Genomic DNA, 23942 nt, shown 5'->3' on the forward strand with positions numbered 1-23942 from the left:
CTGAGGCTGCGCTCAGATTCGCCTGAGCGTCAGGCGACCCAACGTCGCGGGTCCAGGGCCACCGGATCGTCGATGGCCATGTCGTCCCAGTCGAGGTCGGGCGGCGGGCTGGAGGCCGCGGCGACCACGGCCGACAGCTCGGCGGCCGAGGTGACGCCCACCAGGACGGCGCTGGCCTCGACGCGCGACAGGGCGAAGCCCAGGGCGGCCTGCAGCGGGTCGGAACGGCCCTCGGCGATCATCCGCCGCACCTTCGACAGGCGGCCCGAGGCCCCCTTCAGCTGGGCGGGCACGCGGTCGGGCGGCAGGAACAGCAGGCCGTTCAGGAAGATCGAGCGCAGCTGCACCTCGATCCCCATGCCGGCGATGCGCTGCAGCGAGCCGTCGGCCAGCAGGCGCTGGTCCAGCAGGCTGGCGGGCGCCTGGAGGATGTCGGGCTTGAAGCGGCGGGCCACGCCCACCGGATCGTCGCTGGCGTGGGCGGCGACGCCGACCTTGGCGAACAGGCCCTCGTCGCGCAGCCGGGCCAGGCGGTCCCAGACGGCGGCCCCGTGCGGACCGAACAGCTCGGCGGGCGAAGGCACGATGATGGCGTCGGCGCGCTCCACGGCCAGGCGGCGCAGCGAGGCGCGGGCCTCGGCCTCGACGAAGTCCGGGCCGCGGTCGGCGCGGGCGGCCGACAGGGTGACGCGGAACGGCACGGGACGCGGGATCAGGTCGCCCAGCACCTGTTCGGCCCGGCCGTAGTTGCCCGACACGTCCAGCACCGACAGGCGGGCGCGGGCGGCGATGTTGAGGATGTCACGGGCTTCGGTTTCCGGCGAACGGGCGCGCGGCGACGCGCTCATGCCGTCCAGTCCGAACTGGGCGGCGGCGAGACCGAGCTTGGAAACCGAGAGCGACATGAAAATCCGTGCGGATTGAACACCAGTGTCGACGAGCCTAGGCCCAAAGGTTTGAAGAAGGCGTTTCTGGAAACTTGCCGAGGGGTTAACATCGCCGGTGATGAAGCTTCCCGAACCTCCGCTCGACCAGGCCTCCGAAACCGCCGGGGACTGGCCGCTGCACGGCCTGGCAGAGGACATGCGGCCCGCCCTGGCCGAGGCCCTGGCGCGGGGTCCGGCCGGGCTGGCGACGATCATTTCCCTCGGCGACGGCGGCCCGCGCCCGGTCGGGACGCAGATGGTGTTCGGGACGAACGGCCGCGCCGGTTTCCTGTCGGGCGGCTGCATCGAGGCCGACGTCGAAGCCCACGCCAAAGCCTGCATCGCCGATGGCCGGCCCCGGCGCCTGGTCTATGGCGAAGGCAGCCCCTGGCCCGATATCCGCCTGCTGTGCGGGGCGCGAATCGAGATCCTGGTCGAACGGATCGCCCCGGACGACGCGGCGGCGCGGACCCTGTTGGACCTGACCCGGGCGCGGGTCCCGGCGACCTGGATCAGCGACGGCGAGCGGCGCCTGTGCGCCCCGCTGCCCGACGCCGCCCCGGCCTGGCCGGGCGCCTTTTCGCGGCGGTTCGACCCGCCGCCCCGGCTGGTGGTGTTCGGCGGCGATCCCACCGCCCTGGCGGTGGCCAGCCTGGGCGCCCAGTCCGGTTTCCAGACCACCCTGGTCCGCCCCAAGGGCCCGACCGCGCCGCCGCCCCTGGCCGGTGTGGCCTATCGCCGCGACGACGTGGCCGGGGCCGCGGCGGCGATCGGCCTGGACGCCTGGACGGCGGTGGCGATCTGCGGCCACGACGAGGCGGTCGACCACCAGGCCCTGCTGGCCGCCCTGCCCTCGGCCGCGCCCTATGTCGGCCTGCTGGGCGCCCGGCGGCGGCTGGGCGCGCGGCTGGACCGCCTGCGGGCCGACGGCGTGAGCGAACAGGATCTCCGCAAGCTGCGCGCCCCGATCGGTCTCGACCTGGGCGGCAAGGCGCCGTTCGAGGTGGCCGTGGCGGTGATCGGCGAGATCATGGCCACGCGGCACGGGCAGCCGGCCCTGGCGCGGCGCGAGACGTGACGGCCGCGCGGCTTCGCCGCCTCACGCGATCGCTCGCTGAGCTTGATGGGAAGGGTGCGAAGCGCCCGGGCCTCGCCCGGATGATTTGCAGTTATGGGTACCGTTTCGACGAAGTGCAGGCGCTTCGCGTGGAGCCGTTATCCGGAAGCCTTCGGGTCGCGGATTCTTAACCCGCTCCGATGGAGGCCCCCGACGGGCAGGGTGTTGGCTCACCCTGGTCCGCCCGGGCGATTTCAGCCCGGGCCTGCCGGCCTGATCCGCCTGTCCCGGCGCCGAAGCTTCGTCGCGACTGAGGCGAACCTGCTGCGAACCAACCTGGGATGTCTCCGAGGAGACACGGCGGACAAGGCCTTCCCGCTCGTCCACCCCCGAAAGCCGCATCGGTCGCCGTACGTGCGCCCTCCCCATGCCTTCAGGTGAGATCAGGATAAGGCCGCCCGGCAAGATGAGGACGAAAACGGGTCGATATTTTTCAAGACGTTGATTTTGCTGGAGTTCATTGGCTGACCGCGGAGGATAAGTCCAAAAGCTCCGGTCGTCCTGTCTAATGGCGGGGTGAGCGGATCAAGAATGGAAAGACAATCCTCGTCACTCATCTGGACGGATGAAGGGTCTGACAGTGGAAGTTTCAAACATCAGCTAGGCGCCAATTGCTGCCCTTGGCGCACCTCAGGAAGCCAAGCGTTCGGTTGGTAGGTCGAGAACTCGGATGCGGGCACTCGCAACCAGCGCGGGTTTGAAGCAACCTTCACAAATGTGAGTCGAAGCGGGTGCGGGCGACTTTGCGATGTATCTCAAGGCAGCTACACTTGATGATCTCTTGGTTCGAGTTTTTAAGAAGATTCTTAAAAACGGAGTACACCTCACCGCAACAAAGGGTGCCAATGCCGAGATAACTGGCGTCTCCCTTGAGTTAACTCAACCGCGCGCTCGACTTAGTAGAACAAAGGTTAAGGGTACTATCTTTAGCTGCCTTGGCGAATTCCTCTGGTATGCGACTGGCTCGAATGACGTGGTACAAATGGAGTACTACCTAAGTGAATATAGGAAATTTGCAGAAAAAAATGGCACAGTTTGGGGCGCTTACGGTCCACGCATTTTCGACGGAACACGATCGCAATATGACGTCGTTCTGGCGACACTCAGAAAGAAACCAACCTCGCGACAAGCAGTAATCCAACTTTTTGACCGCAAGGACATTCTTAAGAAGCGAAAAGACGTTCCATGCACTTGCACGCTTCAATTTCTCCAAAGAAACGGCTTTTTGCACCTCATCGTGCATATGCGATCGAATGACGCGTACTGGGGCCTCCCCCACGACGTATTCACGTTCACTATGCTTCAAGAAATTGTCGCCAACGAGCTTGGATATAAACTCGGGAAATACAAACACCTAGTGGGAAGCCTGCACATCTATGACAAATTTAGAGATCAGGTGGATTTGTATCTCCAAGAGGGCCTCCAGCCGACAACGGCTATGCCCGCCATGCCGCCCGGCGATCAATGGCCCGAGATCCGGCAGCTCATAGCCATCGAGAAGCAGATCCGAACCGAGCGCGCTGCGGGAGTTGAAAATGCGATCGCCGCAACAGCCCCCCTTACGCCATTTTGGGGCGACATGGCTCGCCTTCTGTCAATCTATGCACTTACGAAGGATTACGACGGCAAGACAGAGAAGCTGAGACAAGTCGTTAAGCTCCAGAACGACATGTCGTCAATCTACTACAGAACCTACATACGCAGTCGCCATAGTCGTCCTCGAAAAAGCGCAGCGCCGCCTCACGCCTGCTGATCCCGTCCAGGTCGTCCAGCCAACCGAGGACTTTCATATCTCGTAGAGGCAGTTGATCGAGAAAGCGCGCCTGTTCGGAGGCTAGGGCATCGCCATCCGCGCTAACAGGCGCCTGCCGATATAGCTGATCACGCTTGATCCAAAAGGGCGTGCTGGTCCCGAAAACGTCAGCTAGCCGTTCGGCGAGATCCAGGTCGATAACCCGGTCGCCCTTGATAAGGCTGTCCAGATCCTCCGGCGACAGGTCCAGGAGTGCGCTAACGTCTCCACGGAGCAGATTGCGGGCTGACATGATGTCTTGAACGGTCGCGCCCGGCGACACACGCCAATCCCGTTCAAAGGCAGAATGGTCGCTCATGCTCTTTCAAGCTTCTTCAGCAGCAATCGTTCCACCTTGGTCCAATCAACGGCATTTCCTTGGAGCGGCGGATTGGCTTCATTTGCCGCGGCGATCAAGCGAAAACCCGGGTAAAATTCGATATCAATGGCTGTCGACCCAAGAGTCACTGGAACCCAGGTCAGCTCCGTGATGGCGTCGATCACCTCAATATCGGCGAGGCGGGCCTGAAGCTGCGCCGCAGCGTCATCGCCAAGTTCCTTGCGGGCCTTCACTTGGCTCTCGCAAATGTAGCGAAGCGCTTTATCCGCAAAGGCAAGGTCCAACCGCTTCTCACCGCTATAATCTCCGCTCTCAACGGAATCGGGCAACGCGACTACATGCGACTGTGGCACGAAGTGGCTTAGCTTGACCACGGTTTTGATGCTGAACTTCAGCTGTGCTCCGCCCGCGCCTTCGAAACGTCGGAGTGAAGCCTGTCATGTTTCTCTGAGCGGGAGCGTTGCAGATTGAGCCACGCAACTACCGGAGAGCAGAACCTCGCAACGTCACCTAGCAGGCTGTTGAAATTCGATTTTTGACCCCTTCGAAGAGGCTGAAGTCACCCGAGTGGAATCAAAAGGGCCAATGTTTTCAATGGGCGGATTTGGTTTCAGTTCACGCTAAGCCAGCCAAATCGCGGAAATCGGCCTGTCGGAGCGACTTTTTCAACAGCCTGCTAGAGCCATCACCCCCGTCCCCGCCAACCCCTACTCCGCCCGCCAATCCCCCGATTTCCCGCCGGTCTTCTCAACCAGGCGCACGGTCTCGATGACCATGCCCTTCTCGGCGGCCTTGAGCATGTCGTAGATGGTCAGGCAGGCCACCGAGACGGCGGTCAGGGCCTCCATTTCCACGCCCGTCTGGCCCTTCAGCTTGACGCGGGCCATCACCGCCAGCCCGCCCTCGGCCGGTTCGATCGAGACCTCGACCTTGGACAGGGCCAGGGGGTGGCACAGGGGGATCAGGTCCGAGGTCTTCTTCGCCGCCATGACTCCGGCGATCTCGGCCACGGCGCGGACGTCGCCCTTGCGGCCGGTTCCGGAGATCGCCAGGGCCAGGGTCTCGGGGGCCATGCGCACGAAGCCGACGGCGATCGCCTCGCGGGCCGTCTCGGCCTTGTCCGAGACGTCCACCATCCGGGCGCGGCCCTGGTCGTCGATGTGGGTCAGGCGGGTCACGGTTCCAGCAGCCCTATTGTTCCAGGAGTCGGGGCATCAGTTCGACCATGTTGCAGGGCCTGTGGCGGCTGTCGAGCTGGGCGGAGATGACCTTGTCCCAGCCGTCGCGGACCGCTCCGTTGCTGCCCGGCAGGCAGAACACGAACACCCCGTCGATCAGGCCGGCCGTGGCGCGGCTCTGCAGGGTCGACAGGCCCACCGAGGCGTAGCTGACCAGGTGGAACACCACCGAGAAGCCGTCGATCCTCTTGTCGAACAGCGGCTCCAGGGCCTCGACCGTGACGTCGCGGCCGGTCAGGCCGGTGCCGCCGGTGGTGACGATCGCGTCGACCTGGCCGCCGGCGATCCAGTCGCGCACCGTCCCGCGGATCGTCTCGATGTCGTCGCGAACCACCGCCCGGCCGGCCAGGTCGTGGCCGGCGTCCTTGACGCGGTCGACCAGCAGCTGGCCCGAGGTGTCGGTGGTTTCGTCGCGGGTGTCGGAGACGGTCAGGATCGCCACCCGCACCGGCTTGAACGGAAGTTCCGGCTTGATCCCGCCGCCCGGGGTGAGGCCTGCCGACATTGATGCTCTCCTAATCCCAGCGTTCCGCGTCGGTCCTATCGCGAGCCGTCGGCTCGATCCAGCGGTCGCCGTCGGGGCCGTGCTCCTTCTTCCAGAACGGCGCGCGGCTCTTCAGATAGTCCATCAGGAAGTCGCAGGCCTCGAAGGCGGCGCGGCGATGGCCCGCCGCCGTGGCCACGAAGACGATCGCCTCGCCCGGCGCGATCCGGCCGATGCGATGAACGATCCGGTAGTCCTGCAGCTCGAACCGCGCCTTGGCCTCTTCGGCGAAGGCGGCGATCGCCGCATCGGTGAAGCCGGGATAGGCCTCCAGCTCCAGGGCGATGGCCTGGCCCCGCTCGGCCCGCGCCAGGCCCACGAAGCTGGCCACCGCGCCGGTCTCGTCGCGGCCGGCGCAGAAGGTCGTCAGCAAGGTTCCCGGCTCGAAGGCCTGGGCGGTCAGGCTGATGGACGGGAGGATCGTCATCCGCCGCTCATCGGCGGCAGGAACGCCACCTCGGTCCCGGCCGCCAGGTTGGCCTCGCCGCGAACCAGGACCTTGTCGACCGCCACCTGCACGCCCGGACCGGCCAGGGCCTCGCCCAGGGCGGCGTCGCCATCCGCCAGGGCCCGGCGCAGGTCGGCGATCGAGCCGGCCTCGACGGTGCGGTCGCGCCAGCCGGCCTGGTCGGCCAAACGTCCAAACAGCAGAACCCGCGCCACGGTCGACCGCCCCCTAACCGCCCGTCGTCGACATGTGGCGGGCCACCGCCGGCCGCGCGCCGTCGATCCGGAAGTCGTGGCCCTGCGGCTTGGCGCCGATGGCCGCGAAGATCGCCCGCTCCAGACCCGCCTCGTCGGCCCCGCCGCGGATCACCGCCCGCAGGTCGCTGGCGTCGTCGCGGCCCAGGCAGGTGTGCAGCGTGCCGGTGCAGGTCAGGCGCACCCGATTGCAGGCCTCGCAGAAATTGTGGCTCAGCGGGGTGATCAGGCCCAGCCGCCCGCCGGTCTCCTCGACCCGGACATAGCGGGCCGGGCCGCCGGTGGCGTAGGCCAGGTCCGTCAGGGTCCAGAACGACGAGAGGTCGCGGCGGACATCCTGCAGCGACAGGTACTGGTCGGTGCGGTCCTCGTCGATCTCGCCCAGCGGCATGGTCTCGATCAGGGTCATGTCGGCGCCCAGGCCGTGCGCCCACTGGATCAGGGCCGGCAGTTCGCCGGCGTTGTCGTGCTTGAGGGCCACGGCGTTGACCTTGACCTGGATCCCGGCCGCCAGGGCCGCGTCGATCCCGGCCAGCACCTTGGACAGGTCGCCGCCCCGGGTCAGCTTGCGGAACAGGTCGGGCTTTAGGGTGTCGAGCGAGACATTGATCCGCCGGACCCCCAGCCGGGCCAGGTCGGCGGCGTGACCGGCCAGCTGGGTGCCGTTGGTGGTCAGGGTCAGCTCGTCCAGGGCCCCGGACCGCAGGTGGCGCGACAGGCCCTCGACCAGGGTCATGATCCCCTTGCGGACCAAGGGCTCGCCGCCGGTCAGCCGCAGCTTGCGCACGCCCAGGTCCACGAAGGCCGAGGCCAGGCGATCCAGCTCCTCCAGCGACAGGACCTCCGCCTTCGGCAGGAAGGTCATGTGCTCGGCCATGCAATAGGTGCAGCGCAGGTCGCAGCGGTCGGTGACCGAGACGCGCAGATAGGTCACCGCGCGGCCGAAGCCGTCGATCAGGCGGCTGGGCAGGCGCGGGGAATGGCTTGCCGCTTGCGCGGGGCTGGCGTCATAGGGCGTCATGTCTGCGGACAGAATAGGCGCGTGAGGGCATGGCGGAAAGCAAAAGCGCAGGGTGCGACGCCGTGGTCCTGGCGGCGGGGGCCGGGCGCCGGTTCGCCAGACATCCCGGCGACCGCAAGCTGCTGGCGCCGTTCGAGGGCCGTCCGCTGGTGGCCGGCGCCCTGGACGCGGCCTTCGCGGCCCCGGTTCGGCGGGTTCTGCTGGTCACCGACGGCGATCCGGACCTGGCCGCCTTCGCCGCCGATCATGCCCGGGGACTGGGCCGGGACGCCGATTTCGAGATCGTGGTGGCGGCCGACGCCGCCGAGGGCATGGGCGCCTCGCTGCGGGCGGGGATCGCGGCCCTGGCGCCCGGCGAGGACGGCGCCCTGGTGTTCCTGGGCGACATGCCGCGCGTTCCTCCCGGCCTCGCCGGCGACCTGGTCCGCGCGCTGGTTCCGGGCGTCGACGCCGTCGCGCCGCGCTTCGCGGGACGGCGCGGGCATCCGGTGCTGTTCGGCCGCGCCTGCTTTCCAGCCCTGCGCGCCCTGGAGGGCGACGTCGGCGCGCGCGCGACGTTGGCCGGGATGGGCGCGCGGCTGGCGCTGGTCGACGCCGCGGACGCCGGCGTGCTGTTCGATGTCGACCGGCCCGAGGACCTGGCCCGCGACAGGTGATCGCTCGACGGGTGATCGCTCAGGAGGCGGCGTGGCCATGCCGACGCGCGGCGGCCCAGGTCCCGAACGCGATGCAGGCCAGAACCCCGTAGCTCCAGATCGCCATGCTGGCCTTCAGCGTGTTGATGGTCACCCGGAAATCGATCATCACCGCCACGTGCGAGGCCACGATGATCGCCATGAAGGCCGAGGCGACGATCGTCCAGAGGCGCCGGGTCCGCATCGAGATCCAGACGAACGCCGCCAGCGTCACCATGTCGATCGCCAGCACCCCGTAGTCGGCGTTGAGGGTCTGGCGGCGGTGGACCAGCAGGGAGCCAACCCAGTCGGCGAGGAAGGCCGCGCCGATCCAGCGGGCGCTCCGATCACCGCGCCACATCGCGAGGCCGCAGATCAGGACGGCCAGAATCAAGGAAATGATGGTGTGGGTCTGCACGGCCGTGGCGCTCGAAACCAAGTTCGAGCGCCACCATGCCGCAAGCGTGGTTCGGCGAACAGCAACCTGGAGTCAGTGCCGCGTGCGGCGGCCTTCCCACAGGATGGTTTTCACCTCCTCGATGATGCTCAGCGCACCATCGGTGTCGCCGGCCTGGTCGAGGGCGACCAGCTGGGGCATCAGCACGGACAGGATCCGGCGCTCGACGGGCCCGAGGGTGCGCAGGTGTTGGCGGAATTCCGTCAGGTCATCGGCCGTCGAGTCCTGCGGCTGCCGAAGGGTTTGGGCGGTGCTCATGGCACATCATCTTTCTTGGGTCGCGCACGGTTCGCGCCGTGCGCGGACGAGGTGAAACAGCGGATCAGGCGGCCAGGCCGCCGCGTACGGCGTGGAAGCCGCCGGTGCGCGGCACTTCCGGACCCTTGTCCAGGTCGCCGCCGGCCATGGCGCCGCAGCCGATCTGGGCCCGCACGATGGCCAGGGCGCTGTGGGTCTCGATGATCGTCCGGCGGGCCGAAACGATGTGGGCCAGGGTCTCGCCCAGGTTGGCGACGGCTTCCTGGCCGATCACGGCCGACAGCTTGGTTTCCAGTCGGAGCGAGGGCAACAGGCCCATCAGTTCGGCGGTTTCGCGCAGGGCGGCGTCGATCGCGGCCTCGGCGCGCATCAGCTTTTCAGCGCCGGCTCGGGCGGCTTCAGTGCGTTTCATGGCATGACTCTCCCGGTCGCACGGGTACCCCCCCGCACGTTCAAGTCTATCAAGATGCTTCTGGAAACTCGGCGCTCAGGGCGCCGGGGGCGGGCTCCAGCCCTCGCGGAACCGCTGGAGGGCGTAGAGGAATTCATGGGCGCCCATCGTGACCGTCCCGAGCAGGATTCCGCCCAGGGTGGCGACCGCGAGGATCAGACCCAGCCATTGCAAGGGAGTCAGGTCATCGCGCCAACTCCTTCCATACGGAGCGGCGTGTCGTCCGCCAGGAAGGCCGTCGCGGCCAGGACCCTCAGGAGCAGCTTGCCCGGAGGATCGCCCGCCGCCTGCGCCTTGCGCAGGGCCGAGACCGTCTCCGCCACCAGCCGACCACGCTCGGGCGTTCCCGCCATCAGGGTCAGGCCCTCTTCGAGGGACTGCCAACTCGCGATGAAAAAGGCCGAGGTCGGGTTCGGACTGTTCGTGGAAGATTTCGTCATGGCTGCTCTCGCTGTTGAAACGAGAAGAGCCCTCCAACTGGGCCGTGGCTAGCTCAGCTGATTGCTTACGGTAGTCATTACCGGGGTCGGTTTCCCAGGCGATGAACGCCAGGGCGGCGTCGCGGCGGTTCAGGCCGGCCAGTCGGCGCCGCGCGCTGAGCACGTGCATCTCGACCGTCTTGGGCGACAGCCGCAGCAGGCGGGCGATTTCCTTCGACTGGCGATGCTGGGCGATCAGCCGCAGAATCTCCCGCTCGCGGGGGGTGAGCCGCTCGAAGCCCAGGTTGTCGCCGGAGTCCACCATGCCGCTAAAATGGTTCGCGGCTCGCCTCACGTCCAGCAAGACTTGACTGATGACGTCACCAGAGGGCGCGCCACGTCAAAACCGTATCGAATTTCGCTACGCCGGACGCCCCGCCATCGTCGCGCGCCCGGCCCTCAGGCCTCGGCCCGCACGAACGGCAGGCGGGTGGTCGGGGTCCTGGACAGGGCCAGGAGCGCGTTGGCCACGGCCGGGGCGATGACCGGCGTGCCCGGCTCGCCGACGCCGCTGGGCGGATTGCCCGAAGGCACGATATGGGTCTCGACCGTGGGCGCCTCGTTCATCCGCAGCACGCGGTAGGTGTCGAAATTGCTCTGGTCGACCTTGCCGTCCGTCAGGGTGATCTCGCCATACAGCGCCGCCGACAGGCCGAAGCAGGTCCCGCCCTCCATCTGGGCCGCGACCTGGTCGGGCGAGACCGCCACGCCGCAGTCGATGGCCGTGACCACCCGGCCGACCCGGGGATGGCCGTCGACCAGCTTGACCTCGGCCACCTGGGCGACCACCGAGCCGAAGCTCTCGTGCACGGCCACGCCGCGCGTGAAGCCCGCGGCCGGCGCCGGGCCGGCTTTCTCGACCGCCAGGTTCAGCGCCGCCAGGTGCCGCTGGGCGCCGGCCTTGGCGTAGAGCGTCCGACGATAGTCGACGGGGTCCTTGCCGGCCTTCAGCGCCAGCTGGTCGATCGTGTGCTCCATGACGAAGGCGGTGTGGGTCGCGCCCACCGACCGCCACCACAGGACCGGCACGCCGCCCTCGGGCAGGGCCAGCTGGGCGTCGACGACCGGGGTGGCCTTCAGGTAGGGCGAGCCGGCCGTCCCCTCGATCGCGGTCTGGTCGGGGCCCTTCATGGGCATGGGCGAGCCCTTCATGATCGACTGGGTGACGATCCGGTGGCGCCAGGTGGCCGGATAGCCGTCCTTGTCCAGCGTCACCCGCACCGCATGGTGGACCAGCGGCCGGAAGAAGCCGGCCAGCATGTCGTCCTCCCGGGTCCAGACCAGCTTCACCGGGCGGCCCTTTCCGACCTTGTGGGCGATGGTCACGCACTCGGCCACGTAGTCGGACGGGAAGTTGGCCCGCCGGCCGAACGAACCGCCGGCGAACAGGGTCTCGACCTCGACCGAGCCGGGCAGGGTCTTGACGATCTTGGCGGCGTTCATCTGGTCCAGGGTCTGGGCCTGGGAGCCGTGGATCAGCTTGACCTTGTTGCCGTCGACGATCGCCACGCAGTTCATCGGCTCCATGGTCGCATGGGCCAGATAGGGGAAGTCGTAGGTGGTCTCGAACACCGAGGTCCCCTTGCCGGCCGAGGCCGCCGCCGCGTCGCCCTTGGAATCGAACGCCTCCCACTTCAGGTCGGAGGGGCCCTTGCCGGCGGCGATGTCGCGCCACTGCTGGGCGATCGCCGACGAGCTTCGGGTCTCGGCCTTGCCCTCGTCCCACTCGACCTTGAGGGCCTCGCGGCCCATGCGGGCGGCGTAGGTGGTGTCGGCGAGCACCGCCACCCCGGTCGGGATCTCGTGGACGTCGACCACGCCGGCCACCTTCCTGGCGTCGTCGGCGTTGAAGCTCTTCACCACGGCGCCGAAGCGCGGCGGGTGGGCGACCACCGCCACCAGCATGTTCGGCAGCTGGACGTCCTGGGTGTAGCGGGCCGCGCCGGTGCTCTTGATCAGGCTGTCCTTGCGGCGCACCCGGTCCGTGCCGATCAGGGTGAAGGTCTTGGGATCCTTCAGGACCGGGGTCTCGGGCGGCGTCACCTTGGCGGCGTCGGCGATCAGCTCGCCGAACCCGGCGCTCTTGCCGCCGCCGCTGACGACCCCGTCCTTGACGGTGATCTGGCCGACCGGGAGGTTCCAGCGGCTCGCCGCCGCCTGAACGAACATCGCCCGCGCCGCCGCCCCGGCCTTGCGCAGCTGCTCCCAGGAATTGGAGATCGCCGACGAGCCGCCGGTCAGCTGGATGCCGGCCGTGGCATTGCCGTAGAGCTTGGCGTTGGCGGGGGCGTGGACGACCTTGACCCGGCTCCAGTCGGCGTCCAGCTCCTCGGCGACGATGGCCGCCAGGCCCGCGTGGTTGCCCTGGCCGAACTCGATGTGCTTGGACAGCACCGTCACCGCCCCGTCCGGATCGAACTGGATGAACGGCCCGAAGGCGCCGGGCTCGACCTTGGAACCCGCGCTCATCAGGTCGGCCGGCGAGCAGCCGACCAGCAGGGCGCCGCCGACCAGGGTCGCGCCGACCACCAGGTCGCGGCGGCTGACGCCGTCCTGGCGGCGCAATTTCTCGAACGGCCCGTTCATTGGCCCACTCCCCGGCCGGTCGAGCCCGAGGCGGCGGCGATCTCGTCGTCGACGTCGTTGGAGGCCAGGGGCTTGGCGGCCGCCGGCGCGGCGACCATCGGGGCCGCGGTCAGGCCGGCGGCGTCCTTGATGGCGGCGCGGATGCGCTGGTAGGTGCCGCAACGGCAGATGTTGCCGCTCATGGCGTTGTCGATGTCCTCGTCGCTGGGCGCCTTGGTCTGGGCCAGCAGGGCGGCGGCCGACATGATCTGGCCCGACTGGCAGTAGCCGCACTGCGGGACGTCGTGCCGGACCCAGGCCTGCTGCAGCGGATGGGTTCCGCCCAGGCTCTCGATGGTGGCGATCTTGGCGCCCGCCAGGGCCGCGATCGGCGTCACGCACGAGCGCACCGGGTCGCCGTTGACATGGACCGTACAGGCCCCGCACTGGGCCATGCCGCAGCCGAACTTCGTGCCGGTCAGGCCCAGCTCGTCGCGCAACACCCACAGCAGGGGGGTCTCGGGGGCCGCTTTCACGCTGACCGTCTTGCCGTTGATGTCCAACATCGACGTCATGGCTTTCGCCTCCCAAGCGAAAAGTGGGGCCCGATGACCCGACCTGAGCGAATCTAACACTGCTCAGACCCAATCCCGCCAGTGAAATCTCGCTGCAGTCAGGCTAGCCTGACTGGCACATTCGCTTGGCCTCGCCTTCAGGACCCGCGCCCTTGGACTCCTTTCCCGCCTATTTCCCCCTGGCCGGCCGCAGGGTCGTGATCGCCGGCAGCGGCGAGGCCGCCGACAACAAGGCGCGGCTGTTCGACGGCTCGCCGGCGACCGTGGTGCGGGTGGACGGCCACGCCGCCTTCCTGCCGGGGACCTATGCCGGGGCGGTGCTGGCCTTCGTGGCCGGCGACGACGAGGTGTTCCTGCAGGCGGCGGCCAGCGCGGCCCGCGCGGCGCGGGTGCTGGTCAATGTCGTCGACAAGCCGGCCATGAGCGATTTCAACACCCCGGCGGTGATCGACCGCGGCGAGGTGGTGGCGGCGGTCGGCACCGGCGGCGGCTCGCCGACCCTGGCCACCAAGCTGCGCAACGACATCGAAGCCCAGGTTCCGGAAGGCGCCGGGCGCGTGGCGGCCCTGCTGCGCAGGTTCCAGGACGAGGTGCGCGCCGCCCTGCCCGTCCTGCACGAGCGCCGGGCCTTCCTGCGCGACGCCGTGGCCGGCGAGGCCGCCCAGGCCGCCATGGCCGGCGACATGGACAAGGCGACCGAGCTGTTCCGCCAGGCCCTGGCCAAGGGCGTCGGCCGCGAGGGCAAGGTGCGGTTCATCGCCGGCAAGGGGCCGTCCGACCTGCTGACGCTGAGGGCCCTGCGGGCCCTGGGCGCGGCCGACGTGCTGGTCGCCGACGAGGGCGCCGATCCGGAGATCGTGACCCTGGCCCGCCGCGACGCCCAGCGGCTGGACCCGGCGCAGGTCGCCGCGGAAACCCTGGTGGCCCTGGCCCAGGAGGGCAAGCAGGTCGTCCGGCTGATCGTGGCCCCCGTCGACCCCGCCGTCGTCCACGCCCTGGCGGCGGCGGCCGTGGCGGTCGAGGTGATCTAGGGACCGCCCTCAATTACGTGTCGGTGATACCCAAGCGAAATCGGCGCTCCAATTCGTTGTCATCCCGGAAAGCGCATAGCGCTTGTCCGGGACCCAGGGGCCGGCGCAGTACGGTCGCCCCTGGGTCCCGGCTCTACGGTCCGCCAGGCGGACCTTCGGCCGGGATGACAACTGAAAATCAACGATCCAATTGAATCCGGACCCTAGTCCAGGCTGCGGTCCTTGGTCTCCGGGAGCAGGAACAGGGTCGTCAGCACGCTGATCAGGGTGAAGAACACCGGATACCAGAGCCCGGCATAGATGTTGCCCACCGCCGCCACGATGGCGAAGGCGCTGAACGGCACGAAGCCGCCGATCCAGCCCGTGCCGATGTGATAGGGCAGCGACAGGGCCGTATAGCGCACCCGCGTCGGGAACAGCTCGACCAGGCAGGCGGCCAGGGGCCCGAACAGGGCGGTGGCGGCGATCACGAAGACCAGCAGCACGCCGAACATGCCCCACCAGTTCATCCGCGCCGGATCGGCCTTGGTCGGATAGCCGGCCCGGGCCAGGGCGGCCTTGATGGCGGCCTCGCCGCCGGCCTTGACCGCCTTGGCCTCCTTGGCCGGCAGGCCCTTGGCGCTTTGCGACACGATCCGCGCGTCGCCGACCTGGACCACCGCCGCCGAGCCGGCGGGGCCGGCGTGGTTGGCGTAGGAGATCCCGGCGTTGGCCAGGGCGCTCTTGGCGATGTCGCAGGACGAGACGAAGGCGGCCTTGCCCACCGGGTCGAATTGCAGGGCGCAGTCCTTGGGATCGGCGGTGACGCTGACCGGCGCGCGGGCCGTGGCTTCCGCCAGGGCCGGGTTGGCGGCGCGCTCCAGCAGGTGGAAGCCGGGGAAGTAGAACAGCAGGGCCAGCGTCATGCCGCACAGCATCACCGGCTTGCGGCCGATCCGGTCCGACAGCCAGCCGAACACGACGTAGAACACCGCGCTGACCGCGGTGGCCGCCATCATCAGCCCGTTGATCGCGCCGGGCGAGACCTTGAGGAACTTCTCCATGAAGGTCTGGACGTAGAAGAAGCTGGTGTACCAGACCGCCCCCTGGGCCGACATCATGGCGAAGAAGGCCAGCAGCACCAGCTTGAGGTTCTTCCACTGGCCGAACGCCTCGGCGTAGGGGGCCTTGGAGGCCGCGCCCTCGGCCTCCATCCGCGCGAAGGCCGGGCTCTCGGTCAGCTTCAGGCGCATCCAGACCGACACGCCCAGCAGGCCGATTGAGACGGCGAACGGGATGCGCCAGCCCCAGGCGTCGAAGGCGTCGGGCCCGACGGCGTGGCCCAGGGCCCAGCGGGTCGCCAGGATCACCAGCAGGGCGCCGAACAGGCCGAACGCCGCCGAGGTCTGCACCCACGAGGTCGACCAGCCGCGCTGGTCCGGCGGCGAATGCTCGGCCACATAGATCGCCGCCCCGCCATATTCGCCGCCCAGGGCGAAGCCCTGCACGCAGCGCATCAGGATCAGCAGGATCGGCGAGATGATCCCCGCCTGCTGGTAGGTCGGCAACAGGGCGATGGCGAAGGTCGCCCCGCCCATCAGCAGCACGGTGGCCAGGAACGCGCCCTTGCGGCCGGCCTGGTCGCCGATCTTGCCGAACACCAGCGCGCCCAGCGGCCGGAAGGCGAAGCCCACCCCGAACAGGGCCAGGGCCGCCACATAGCCGGCGGTCTCGGACAGGCCCGTGAAGAAGGTCTTGGAGATCACCTGGGCCAGGCTGCCGAAGATGAAGAAGTCGTACCACTCGAAGGCCGTGCCGGCGGACGACGCCGCCACCACGGTGCGCATCGAGGCGCGGTCCTCACCCTGAGCCTGGGCCGTCATGCGTGGTTTCCCCCGGTGTTTCTTGGGGGAATGCTTAGCGTGGTTTCAGGCGGCGTGGGAAGGCGGATCCTCCCAGTGGGGGAGGACCTAAGCCACCGCGGCCTCGTCGCCCGCCCCCGCGCCCGCCAGCCGGACAATCTCGCCGATCAGGGCTTCGGGCGAGATCGGCTTGGCGGCGACGCCGTCCATGCCCGCCGCCAGGTAGGCGGTCCGCTGGTGCGACAGGACGTTGGCGGTCAGGGCGATGATCGGCGTCTTGGCGGCGGGGCCGGGCAGGTTGCGGATGCGGCGGGCGGCCTCCAGGCCGTCGATGCCGGGCATCTGCACGTCCATCAGGATCAGGTCGAAGCCCCGCGCCGCCGTCGTCACCCCGTCCAGCCCGTCCTCGGCGGTCTCGACGCTGGCGCCCAGCTGCTCGAGGATGCGGCGGGCGACCAGGCGGTTGGTGGCGTTGTCCTCGACCACCAGGATCTTCAGCCCCTGCAACAGGCTGTCGGCCATCTCGGCTTCGGCCGACCGGGCCTGGGCCGGCGGGGCGGCGATGGTCAGCAGGAAGGTCGAGCCGACGCCCTCCCGCGAGGTGAACACCACCTCGCCGCCCATCATCTGGGCCAGTCGCCGAGTGATGGCCAGGCCCAGGCCGGAGCCGCCGAACCGGCGGGTGGTGCTGGCGTCGGCCTGCTGGAACCGCTCGAACAATCGCGCCTGGGCCTCGGCGGCGATGCCGACGCCGGTGTCGATCACCTCGAAGGCCACGCGCGGCTCGCCCCCCTCGAGGCGGCGCACCTTCAGGGTCACCGAGCCGGCCAGGGTGAACTTCACGGCGTTGCCCACCAGGTTGAACAGCGCCTGGCGCAGCCGGCTGGGATCGGTGAGGATCAGGCCCATGTCGGGCGCGTCGACGTTCAGCTCCAGTCCCTTGTGCTCGGCCTGGGCCCGCAGCAGCCGCGCCACGCCCATCGCCAGCTCGCAGGGGTCGACGGCCTCCTGGGTGACGTCCAGCCGTCCGGCCTCGATCCGCGAGAAGTCGATCACGTCGTCCAGCAGGGTCGACAGCATGCGGCCGCAAGCCAGGGCCTCGCCCAGCAGGTGGTCCGCCTCGCCCGGCAGCTTCTCGCGCTTGAGCAGGTGCATGACCCCCAGCACCCCGTTCATCGGGGTGCGGATCTCGTGGCTCATATTGGCCAGGAACTGGGCCTTGGCGTCGTTGGCGGCCTGGGCGGCGCGTTCGGCCTCGACCAGGGCCAGCTCGGCGCGCTTCTTGTCGTCGATGTCGAGGATCAGGCCGAACGCCTTGCGAATGCGGCCGCCGGCGTCGGTGCGCACCTCGTGGAAGATCCGGATCCACTTGCCGTCGCCGTCCGGCGTCATCACGCGCACGTCGAAGGAGCGCCCCGCGGACTCGCGATCGCCGTCGTCGGGGCGGCGGCGGGCCTCGGCGGCGGCGTAGACCGCCGCGACGTCGGCGGGGTGGATCATCGGCCAGACGGCGCTGCGCACGTCGTCATAGGTGACCTTGCGGCCGAGGATGCGGTGGAACTCGGGCGAACCCCAGAAGGCCTTGCCCGCGTGATCGATCTCGTAGACCCCGGCTTGGGCCGCGCCCAGAGCCACGCGCAGCCGCCGGGCGTTGGCCCGGGCCTCGCGCCGGGCTTCCGACAGGGCCGTGACGTCGTCCATGTAGGTGATGACGCCGGCGATCGCCCCGTCGGCGTCGCGCCAGGGACGGGCCTCCCAGCGCAGGGTGTGGCTGCGGCCCAGGCCGTCGTGCAACTGGTCCTCGCGCCGCACCACCGTCTGGCCGGTCAGGGCCCGCTCGACGGCCCGCACGAAGCGCTTGCGCGAGCCCGAGGTCAGCTCGTGCAGGCTGCGGCCGATGACCCGCGCCTCGTCGGCCTGGAAGATCTCCAGGAAGCGCGGGCTGACCACCCGCAGGCGCAGGTCACGATCATAGAGCGCCACGGCGAACGGGGCTTCCTCGACCAGCCGCCGGGCCTGGCGCTCGCCCCAGACGGCCGCGTCGCGGGTGCGGGCCACCTCGGTGACGTTCTGCGAGATCCCCTTCAGGGCGAACAGGCCGTCGGCGCACGGCTCGGTGCGGAAGGTGGCGCGATAGGTGAACCACTGGCCGCCCGCGCCGCGCAGGCGGTGCTCGATCGTATCGCCCGCGCCGGTGCGCACCGCGCGCTCGAACGCCTCGACCAGGCCCTCGCGTTCGGCCGGATCCAGCCGGGCGTAGAACTGCTCGGGACGGGCGATGGTCTCGGGGCCCAGGCCCGTGGTCTCCAGGAGGTCGCGGGACCACTCGATACGCCGCTCGCGCGGCTCGTAGCTCCACATGCCGATGCCGGCCGAGGAGGCCAGCAGCTCGCGGGTCTGGCGGGCGGCGGCGATCTCGGCGCGGCGGGCCATGTCGGCGGTGACGTCCCGGAAGGCGCCGACCATCTCGCCGTTCGGCCCCAGCCGCGACTGGCCTTCCAGCCACACCCAGCCGCCGGCCTTGCAGGTCACCTTCAGGCGGTTGAAGGCCTCGCCGGCGGCGCGGATCAAGGCGGCGGTCTCGATGAAGTCCTGGTGCGACTCCGGATGCACGAAGCGCAGGGCGGGCTGGCCGATCAGCTCCTGCCGGGTCCAGCCGGTCACCCGGGTCCAGGCGGCGTTGACCGTGGCGAACCGTCCGCGGGACACCACGGCGAACAGGTCATGCGAGTGGTCGAAGAACCATCGCGCGCTCTCGGCGTCGCTCAACCGTGCGGACTTCGGGGGCGAGGGCATCGCGGCTCCAGGGATTGGAAGCCCGATGCTGAAGCTGAAGGGTAAACTTATGGTTGGCGCCGGCGATCATTGTTCGCTGACCGCGTGTCAGACCTCGGCCCACATCCGCAAAAGATTGTGATAGGTCCCGGTCAGCGACAGCACCGAAGGATCGGTGGCCCCCACCGCGCCGGACAGGCGCTGGATCGCCACGTCCATGTCCAGCAGCAGGGCCCGCCGCCCGTCGTCGCGCACCAGGCTCTGGATCCAGAAGAAGCTGGCCGTCCGCGCGCCGCGCGTCACCGGCGTCACATGGTGCAGGCTGGAGGCCGGATAGAGGATCGCCGCGCCCGCCGCCAGCTTGACCAGGTGGCTGCCATAGGCGTCCTCGACCACCAGTTCGCCGCCGTCGTAGGCGTCGGGCTCGCTCAGGAAGACCGTGATCGACAGGTCGGTGCGCAGCGGCTGGCCGGTGGAGGGATCGCGGCGGATGGCGTTGTCGACATGGCCGGCGAAACCCATGCCGACACCGTAGCGGTTGAACAGCGGCGGCAGGATGGTGCGCGGCAGGGCGGCCGAGACGAACAGAGGGTTGGCCTGCAGGGCCTGGACGATGATCGCCCCGACCTCGCGGGCCGCCGCCCCGTCCTGCGGCAGTTGCAGGTTGGTCTTGGCCATCGCCGCCTGGAAGCCCGAGGTGGCGTTGCCGTCGATCCACTCGGCCGCGTCGAGCACGGCCCGGCAATGGGCGACCTCGTCGGGCGTCAGGACGTCGGGGATCTGGATCATCATGGCCCGACTCCTAGAGCGCGACAGCCAAAAGTGGAAGCCGGTTTTGGCGCTCGTCGCGCTCTAAACCTTTGAAATACGGCTATTTATCCTTCGGATAAAGGGTTGGGCAGAAAAATATCGCCTCGCCCGGGAGGGGCCGCTCCCGGGCGAGGCTTGGACGTCGGTACGATCAACTCCGGGGAGGAAGAGGATCAGTACTTGACGTTCAAGGTCAGGATCGCCTGCCGGCCGGGGGCCGGGTCGGCGTGGTGGACACCGTTGGTCTTGGTGAAGTAACGCTTGTCGGCCAGGTTCTGGACGTTGAGTTGCACGTCCACCCGGTCGTTGACCGTGTAGCTGGCGAAGGCGTCGTAGCGCCAGTAGGACGGCAGGTAGACGCCGTTGGCGCCGCCGCCGGCCCCGCCCTGGTTGCCGCCGAAGGTCTTGGAGACGTAATAGGCTCCGCCGCCCAGCGACAGCGGCCGCGTCACCCGGTAGGTCGTGAACAGGCTGAAGGTGTTCTTGGGCGTGTTGGCCAGAGTGTCGCCCTGGTTGACGCCGTTATAGGCGCCGCGGACCAGTTCGCTGTCCATGTAGGTATAGCCGCCGAACGCCTGCCACTTGGGCGTGATGTTGCCCGACACGCCCAGTTCGAAGCCCTTCACCTGGGTCTCGCCGACCTGCTGGTAGACGCCCGCGTCGACCTGGATCTGGGCGTTCTTGCGAGTGGTCTTGAACAGGGCCGCCGACAGGGCCAGGGCGTCGTTGAACACGTTGACCTTGGCGCCGGCCTCGAAGCTTTCGCTGTCTTCCGGCTCGAGCGTCTGGTTGGCCAGGTTGCCCGTGCCGTTCGTGCCGTTGCTGTTCTGGTCGCCGCCCGCCACGCCCGGCGGGGTCGAGGCGGTGCCGTAGGAGATGTAGAGGCTGGAGGCTTCGGTCGGCTTGTAGACCAGGCCGGCCTGGTAGTTGGTGAAGCTCCACTCGGCCTTGCGGTAGGTGATCCCGGTGACGGTGAACACCCCATTGGCGTTGGTGGTCGCGTAGTCGTGGCCCAGGCTCTGGTAGTTGTCGTAGCGGACGCCCAGGTTCAGCAGCCACTTGTCGCCGAACTTGATCGTGTCGAAGCCGTAGATCGCCGCCGTCTTGGCGATGTTGCGGTTGGCCGGGCCGCGATTGGTGATCCCGGTCCAGGGGTCGCCGGCGTTGGGAGCGAAGACGTTGGTGCAGTCGCCGGCCCCCAGCACCTCCCGGGTCGTGACCGCGCCGCTGGCCGCGTACTTGTAGCCGGTGGGGCAGGCCGAGCCCGAGGTCGTGAAGGTCGTATAGGTGGCGTTGAGATTCTTCTCGCGGCTCAGCTCCAGGCCGATGTCGAAGCTGTGCTCGACGGCGCCGGTCATGGCCTTGCCGTGCAGGTCGGTGACCGCCGCGATCGTGGTGGTCGGGTTCCAGCGGGTCTTGGTGCCCCGCTTCATCCACCAGACGCCGTCGATCAGCTGGGCCGGGCCGGCGTCGCCGGGATTGGTCAGGATGTAGTCGTTCAGGGTCTTGGAATAACGCAGCACCTGGCGGACGCCGAGGTTCTCGCTGATCTGGTGGTCGAACGACACCGTGGCGATGTCGGCCTTGGTCTTCTGGTAGTCGCGGGCCTTCAGGCCATAGAAGCTGTCGCGGTCGACCGGCAGGATGCCCGAGGCGTCGCGCGCCACGCCGGTCACCTTGGTGAACAGCGGCACGCCGTAGTCGGGCATGTTGTTTCCGTCGAGGTGATAGTAGCTGGCCACCAGCTGGGTCGGGCCGTTCAGGCCGAAGGCGATCGACGGCGCGATCCCCCAACGGTCGAAGTCCACCGCCTTGCGGCCGGGCGTATTGCCCTGCGTGCCCAGCAGGTTCAGCCGCACCGCGACGCTGTCGTTGATCTTGTGGTTCAGGTCGACCGTGGCCCGGACATATTCGTCGGTCCCGACGCCGAGCGAGCCGGTGGCGAAATCGTCGGCCTTGGGGCTCTTGGAGGTCAGGTTGATGCTGCCGCCGCCCGAGCCGCGGCCGCTATAGGCGCTGTCGGGCCCCTTCACGACCTCGACCTGCTCGAGGTTGAACACCTCGCGCGTCTGGCCGCCGCTGTCGCGGATGCCGTCCACGAAGACGTTGTTGCCCGAGGCCTGGCCGCGGATGAACGGACGGTCGGCCAGGGGCTGGCCGCCCTCCCCCGCCCCGAAGGTGATACCCGGCGAGGTGCGCAGGATGTCCTGCAGCGAGGTGGCGGCGGTCTGCCGGATGATCCGCTCGGGGATCACGGTGATGGCCTTGGGGGTGTCGACCAGCGAGGCGGTCAGCTTGGGCGACTGGACCTCGGCGGTCGCGCGCTTGCCGTCGACCTTGACGCCCGACACCTCGGTGGCGCTGTCGGCGGGGCCGGCCGTGGCCATGGGCGCGTCGGCGTCAGGGGCGGCGGCGGTCGCCAGGGCGGGGACCAGGGTCAGGCCGGCCAGGCCGGCGACGGCGGCGGCGCCCAGGGCGGCGCGGGCCTGGCTGCGAACGCCGGCGACGGCCGGCTTGGAAGTCTTTTGCATGTTGGAACCCCAGCGGACCGTCACGTGCGCGCGGCCTTTTCGTAATTGCGAGGCGTTCTTATCTGGAGCGTTGCTGCGATGCAATGATAATCATTCTCAGAAATATCGGCGCGATTGGAACCCACCGCCGAGGTTCTGTCGCCGGGGCCAGGAAAGCTGGTTCAACCTTGGCCGCGGACCGGTGTACACAGCCCCGTTCGCTCGAGGAGTCCGCCCATGCCCGAAGCCAAGACCTGGATCGCCTTCTGCCTGGTCTGTCTGGGCATGGCCCTGACCCCGGGGCCGAACATGCTGTATCTGGTCAGCCGCTCGATCAGCCAGGGCCGCTGGGCCGGGATCGTGTCGCTGGCCGGCACCGCCGCCGGCTTCGTGGTCTATCTGGTCTGCGCGGCCCTGGGCATCACCGCCCTGCTGATGGCCGCCCCGATCGCCTACGACATCCTGCGGTTCGGCGGCGCGCTGTACCTGGCCTGGCTGGCCTGGCAGGCGATCCGGCCGGGCGGCGCCTCGCCGTTCCAGGTGCGCGCCCTGCCCAAGGACAGCGCGGCCAAGCTGATCAGCATGGGCTTCCTGACCAACCTGCTGAACCCCAAGGCGGCGATGCTGTACCTGTCGCTGCTGCCGCAGTTCATCGACCCGCACCGGGGCGCGGTGCTCGGCCAGTCCCTGGCGCTGGGCGGCAGCCAGATCGCCATCAGCCTGACGGTGAATGGCTGCATCTGCCTGGCCGCCGGCACGATCGCCGGCTTCCTGGCCACCCGCCCCAGCTTCGCCCTGGTCCAGCGCTGGCTGATGGCTTCGGTGCTGGGCGGCCTGGCGGTGCGGATGGCGACCGAGGCGCGGCGGTAGCCGGCTTGGCCGAAGCGGGCGCCGAGCGTAAATGACAAGCTCGGCTTGGGTCCCGGCTTTCGGCGGGACGAGCGGATGCGAGGTTGGCATGGCGTCGTCGAAGATCACCGCAATCGTGGCCGCCCTCGCGGCCCTGGCCCTGGCCGGCGCCGCCCAGGCGTCCAGCCTCAAGGCCTGCGCGGTCCCGCCCAGCGTGATCCCCGCCCCGGCCGAGGTCCCGCCCGCCGACCAGATCCACACCGACGTGCCGACCGCCGCCTACCTGCTGGCCCTGTTCTGGTCGCCGGAGGCCTGCCGGGCGGGCATCCCGGAGTCGGACAAGACGATCCAGTGCCGGAACAACAATTTCGGTTTCACGGTGCATGGCCTGTGGCCGAACGGACCGGACAGGGTCCACCCGCGCTACTGCAAGCCCAGCCCGCCGATCAGCGCCGCCACGGTGCTGGCCAATCTGTGCATGACCCCCTCGCCCTGGCTGCTGCAGCACGAATGGCAGGCGCACGGCACCTGCCAGTGGGACACCCCCGAGGCCTATTTCAAGAAGGCCCGCGAGGTGCGCGAGCGCCTGAAGGTCCCGGACCTGAAGCCCGGCCCGAACGGGACCATGACCGCCGGCGAGGTGCGGGCGGCCTTCCTCAAGCGCAACCGCGGCATGACGGCCGACGGGCTGAACGTGCGGGTCAACAAGGACAACCGCCTGACCGAGGTCTGGGTCTGCATGGACCTGAAGTTCAAGCTGGCCGCCTGCCGAGGCGGGAACGGAACGCCGGACAGGGTGACGGTCCGGGTGACGTCGAAGGGGTAGGACCCGCGCCCGTTCACTCTTCAACCGTCATTCCCGCCCTTGTGGCGGGAACCCCTCTGTCCGCCGCAGGCGCCATGGGGTGGCGCGCCAGCGCGCCAAGGCCATTCACCGTCAGCTGAACGAGAGGTTCCCGCCACAAGGGCGGGAATGACGATTCGAGA

23 protein-coding genes and 1 pseudogene are annotated in these 23942 nt (G+C 68.9%); 6 read left to right on the top strand and 18 right to left on the bottom strand.

Features of this window, described 5'->3' with window-relative positions:
• Positions 1–29: 29 nt before the first annotated feature.
• Positions 30–905: a bifunctional regulator KidO gene (locus AC07NX_RS21905; RefSeq protein ID WP_019847613.1), complete on the bottom strand. Its 876-nt coding sequence runs from the start codon at positions 903–905 to the stop codon at positions 30–32.
• Between the two features lie 100 nt (positions 906–1005).
• On the opposite strand from AC07NX_RS21905, the gene AC07NX_RS21910 reads away from it, so the two are divergent.
• Together AC07NX_RS21910 and AC07NX_RS21915 are read left to right on the top strand one after the other, a co-directional pair.
• A complete protein-coding gene (locus tag AC07NX_RS21910) occupies positions 1006–2004 on the top strand; it encodes an XdhC family protein (protein WP_494644703.1) in 999 nt (332 codons plus the stop codon).
• A 787-nt stretch (positions 2005–2791) separates the two neighbouring features.
• On the top strand, positions 2792–3796 hold the full coding sequence (locus tag AC07NX_RS21915; RefSeq protein WP_494644704.1) for a thymidylate synthase: 1005 nt from the start codon (positions 2792–2794) through the stop codon (positions 3794–3796).
• A 354-nt stretch (positions 3797–4150) separates the two neighbouring features.
• Here the strand turns inward: AC07NX_RS21915 and AC07NX_RS21920 are convergent, their stop codons facing one another.
• The 6 genes from AC07NX_RS21920 to moaA form a co-directional block, all read right to left on the bottom strand.
• The gene (locus AC07NX_RS21920) at positions 4151–4459 is read right to left on the bottom strand and encodes a hypothetical protein (RefSeq protein WP_494644706.1); all 309 of its coding nucleotides are present in this window, start codon (positions 4457–4459) and stop codon (positions 4151–4153) included.
• A gap of 423 nt (positions 4460–4882) precedes the next feature.
• Positions 4883–5353 (bottom strand): cyclic pyranopterin monophosphate synthase MoaC, encoded by a 471-nt coding sequence (gene moaC / locus AC07NX_RS21925; RefSeq protein WP_494644707.1) that lies wholly within the window; start codon positions 5351–5353, stop codon positions 4883–4885.
• Positions 5354–5366: 13 nt separating this feature from the next.
• Positions 5367–5918 (bottom strand): molybdenum cofactor biosynthesis protein B, encoded by a 552-nt coding sequence (gene moaB / locus AC07NX_RS21930; RefSeq protein WP_494644708.1) that lies wholly within the window; start codon positions 5916–5918, stop codon positions 5367–5369.
• Between the two features lie 10 nt (positions 5919–5928).
• Positions 5929–6384 carry a molybdenum cofactor biosynthesis protein MoaE gene (locus tag AC07NX_RS21935; protein ID WP_494644710.1) on the bottom strand — a complete coding sequence of 152 codons (456 nt, stop codon included), beginning with the start codon at positions 6382–6384 and terminating at the stop codon, positions 5929–5931.
• Positions 6381–6620, bottom strand: coding sequence for a MoaD/ThiS family protein (locus tag AC07NX_RS21940; protein WP_494644711.1), 240 nt, complete (start codon positions 6618–6620; stop codon positions 6381–6383). Before AC07NX_RS21940 ends, AC07NX_RS21935 begins: the two co-directional genes overlap by 4 nt.
• A gap of 13 nt (positions 6621–6633) precedes the next feature.
• Entirely contained in the window at positions 6634–7680 is a 1047-nt protein-coding gene (gene moaA / locus AC07NX_RS21945; protein WP_494644713.1) for a GTP 3',8-cyclase MoaA, read from the bottom strand.
• 29 nt (positions 7681–7709) lie between these two features.
• Here moaA and AC07NX_RS21950 point away from each other — a divergent pair, with 29 nt between their 5' ends.
• The gene (locus AC07NX_RS21950; protein ID WP_494644714.1) at positions 7710–8336 is read left to right on the top strand and encodes a nucleotidyltransferase family protein; all 627 of its coding nucleotides are present in this window, start codon (positions 7710–7712) and stop codon (positions 8334–8336) included.
• A 19-nt stretch (positions 8337–8355) separates the two neighbouring features.
• Here AC07NX_RS21950 and AC07NX_RS21955 read toward each other — a convergent pair whose 3' ends face one another.
• The 6 genes from AC07NX_RS21955 to AC07NX_RS21980 form a co-directional block, all read right to left on the bottom strand.
• Positions 8356–8772 (bottom strand): hypothetical protein, encoded by a 417-nt coding sequence (locus AC07NX_RS21955; protein WP_494644716.1) that lies wholly within the window; start codon positions 8770–8772, stop codon positions 8356–8358.
• Between the two features lie 72 nt (positions 8773–8844).
• The gene (locus AC07NX_RS21960) at positions 8845–9069 is read right to left on the bottom strand and encodes a hypothetical protein (protein WP_035081335.1); all 225 of its coding nucleotides are present in this window, start codon (positions 9067–9069) and stop codon (positions 8845–8847) included.
• A 64-nt stretch (positions 9070–9133) separates the two neighbouring features.
• Positions 9134–9481, bottom strand: coding sequence for a hypothetical protein (locus tag AC07NX_RS21965; RefSeq protein ID WP_035081333.1), 348 nt, complete (start codon positions 9479–9481; stop codon positions 9134–9136).
• A gap of 75 nt (positions 9482–9556) precedes the next feature.
• Positions 9557–10264 carry a helix-turn-helix domain-containing protein gene (locus AC07NX_RS21970; protein ID WP_494644717.1) on the bottom strand — a complete coding sequence of 236 codons (708 nt, stop codon included), beginning with the start codon at positions 10262–10264 and terminating at the stop codon, positions 9557–9559.
• A gap of 134 nt (positions 10265–10398) precedes the next feature.
• Positions 10399–12585 (bottom strand): xanthine dehydrogenase family protein molybdopterin-binding subunit, encoded by a 2187-nt coding sequence (locus AC07NX_RS21975; RefSeq protein WP_494644718.1) that lies wholly within the window; start codon positions 12583–12585, stop codon positions 10399–10401.
• Positions 12582–13139: a (2Fe-2S)-binding protein gene (locus AC07NX_RS21980; protein WP_494644720.1), complete on the bottom strand. Its 558-nt coding sequence runs from the start codon at positions 13137–13139 to the stop codon at positions 12582–12584. The genes AC07NX_RS21975 and AC07NX_RS21980 overlap by 4 nt, the downstream gene beginning before the upstream one ends.
• A gap of 152 nt (positions 13140–13291) precedes the next feature.
• Between AC07NX_RS21980 and AC07NX_RS21985 the strand changes: the two genes are divergently transcribed.
• Entirely contained in the window at positions 13292–14170 is an 879-nt protein-coding gene (locus tag AC07NX_RS21985; RefSeq protein ID WP_494644721.1) for a precorrin-2 dehydrogenase/sirohydrochlorin ferrochelatase family protein, read from the top strand.
• 13 nt (positions 14171–14183) lie between these two features.
• Here AC07NX_RS21985 and AC07NX_RS21990 read toward each other — a convergent pair.
• The 5 genes and pseudogenes from AC07NX_RS21990 to AC07NX_RS22010 form a co-directional block, all read right to left on the bottom strand.
• A pseudogene (locus AC07NX_RS21990) lies at positions 14184–14361 on the bottom strand (hypothetical protein).
• Positions 14362–14373: 12 nt separating this feature from the next.
• On the bottom strand, positions 14374–16032 hold the full coding sequence (locus AC07NX_RS21995) for an MFS transporter (RefSeq protein ID WP_494644722.1): 1659 nt from the start codon (positions 16030–16032) through the stop codon (positions 14374–14376).
• An 87-nt stretch (positions 16033–16119) separates the two neighbouring features.
• On the bottom strand, positions 16120–18807 hold the full coding sequence (locus tag AC07NX_RS22000) for a PAS domain S-box protein (RefSeq protein ID WP_494644723.1): 2688 nt from the start codon (positions 18805–18807) through the stop codon (positions 16120–16122).
• 87 nt (positions 18808–18894) lie between these two features.
• Positions 18895–19578, bottom strand: coding sequence for a Fe2+-dependent dioxygenase (locus tag AC07NX_RS22005; RefSeq protein ID WP_494644725.1), 684 nt, complete (start codon positions 19576–19578; stop codon positions 18895–18897).
• Between the two features lie 191 nt (positions 19579–19769).
• Positions 19770–22127, bottom strand: a complete 2358-nt coding sequence (locus tag AC07NX_RS22010; protein ID WP_494644726.1) for a TonB-dependent receptor — start codon at positions 22125–22127, stop codon at positions 19770–19772.
• Between the two features lie 216 nt (positions 22128–22343).
• Here AC07NX_RS22010 and AC07NX_RS22015 point away from each other — a divergent pair, with 216 nt between their 5' ends.
• Complete coding sequence (locus AC07NX_RS22015; RefSeq protein WP_494644727.1) at positions 22344–22976, top strand: LysE family translocator; 633 nt, start codon at positions 22344–22346, stop codon at positions 22974–22976.
• 88 nt (positions 22977–23064) lie between these two features.
• Positions 23065–23781 carry a ribonuclease T2 gene (locus AC07NX_RS22020; protein WP_494644729.1) on the top strand — a complete coding sequence of 239 codons (717 nt, stop codon included), beginning with the start codon at positions 23065–23067 and terminating at the stop codon, positions 23779–23781.
• Positions 23782–23942: the final 161 nt, after the last annotated feature.

This window comes from Caulobacter sp. GW821-FHT09A05, from assembly GCF_059418465.1.

Excerpts from the sequence above, each read along its gene's own strand:
- AC07NX_RS21970 (WP_494644717.1), bottom strand. The coding sequence starts at position 10,264 with ATGGTGGACTCCGGCGACAACCTGGGCTTCGAGCGGCTCACCCCCCGC.
- moaB (WP_494644708.1), bottom strand. The coding sequence starts at position 5,918 with ATGTCGGCAGGCCTCACCCCGGGCGGCGGGATCAAGCCGGAACTTCCG.
- moaA (WP_494644713.1), bottom strand. The coding sequence starts at position 7,680 with ATGACGCCCTATGACGCCAGCCCCGCGCAAGCGGCAAGCCATTCCCCG.
- AC07NX_RS21935 (WP_494644710.1), bottom strand. The coding sequence starts at position 6,384 with ATGACGATCCTCCCGTCCATCAGCCTGACCGCCCAGGCCTTCGAGCCG.
- AC07NX_RS22000 (WP_494644723.1), bottom strand. The coding sequence starts at position 18,807 with ATGCCCTCGCCCCCGAAGTCCGCACGGTTGAGCGACGCCGAGAGCGCG.
- AC07NX_RS21960 (WP_035081335.1), bottom strand. The coding sequence starts at position 9,069 with ATGAGCACCGCCCAAACCCTTCGGCAGCCGCAGGACTCGACGGCCGAT.
- AC07NX_RS21910 (WP_494644703.1), top strand. The coding sequence starts at position 1,006 with ATGAAGCTTCCCGAACCTCCGCTCGACCAGGCCTCCGAAACCGCCGGG.
- AC07NX_RS22015 (WP_494644727.1), top strand. The coding sequence starts at position 22,344 with ATGCCCGAAGCCAAGACCTGGATCGCCTTCTGCCTGGTCTGTCTGGGC.
- AC07NX_RS21915 (WP_494644704.1), top strand. The coding sequence starts at position 2,792 with ATGTATCTCAAGGCAGCTACACTTGATGATCTCTTGGTTCGAGTTTTT.
- AC07NX_RS21950 (WP_494644714.1), top strand. The coding sequence starts at position 7,710 with ATGGCGGAAAGCAAAAGCGCAGGGTGCGACGCCGTGGTCCTGGCGGCG.
- AC07NX_RS22020 (WP_494644729.1), top strand. The coding sequence starts at position 23,065 with ATGGCGTCGTCGAAGATCACCGCAATCGTGGCCGCCCTCGCGGCCCTG.
- AC07NX_RS21995 (WP_494644722.1), bottom strand. The coding sequence starts at position 16,032 with ATGACGGCCCAGGCTCAGGGTGAGGACCGCGCCTCGATGCGCACCGTG.
- AC07NX_RS21965 (WP_035081333.1), bottom strand. The coding sequence starts at position 9,481 with ATGAAACGCACTGAAGCCGCCCGAGCCGGCGCTGAAAAGCTGATGCGC.
- AC07NX_RS21980 (WP_494644720.1), bottom strand. The coding sequence starts at position 13,139 with ATGACGTCGATGTTGGACATCAACGGCAAGACGGTCAGCGTGAAAGCG.
- AC07NX_RS22010 (WP_494644726.1), bottom strand. The coding sequence starts at position 22,127 with ATGCAAAAGACTTCCAAGCCGGCCGTCGCCGGCGTTCGCAGCCAGGCC.
- AC07NX_RS21975 (WP_494644718.1), bottom strand. The coding sequence starts at position 12,585 with ATGAACGGGCCGTTCGAGAAATTGCGCCGCCAGGACGGCGTCAGCCGC.
- AC07NX_RS21905 (WP_019847613.1), bottom strand. The coding sequence starts at position 905 with ATGTCGCTCTCGGTTTCCAAGCTCGGTCTCGCCGCCGCCCAGTTCGGA.
- AC07NX_RS22005 (WP_494644725.1), bottom strand. The coding sequence starts at position 19,578 with ATGATGATCCAGATCCCCGACGTCCTGACGCCCGACGAGGTCGCCCAT.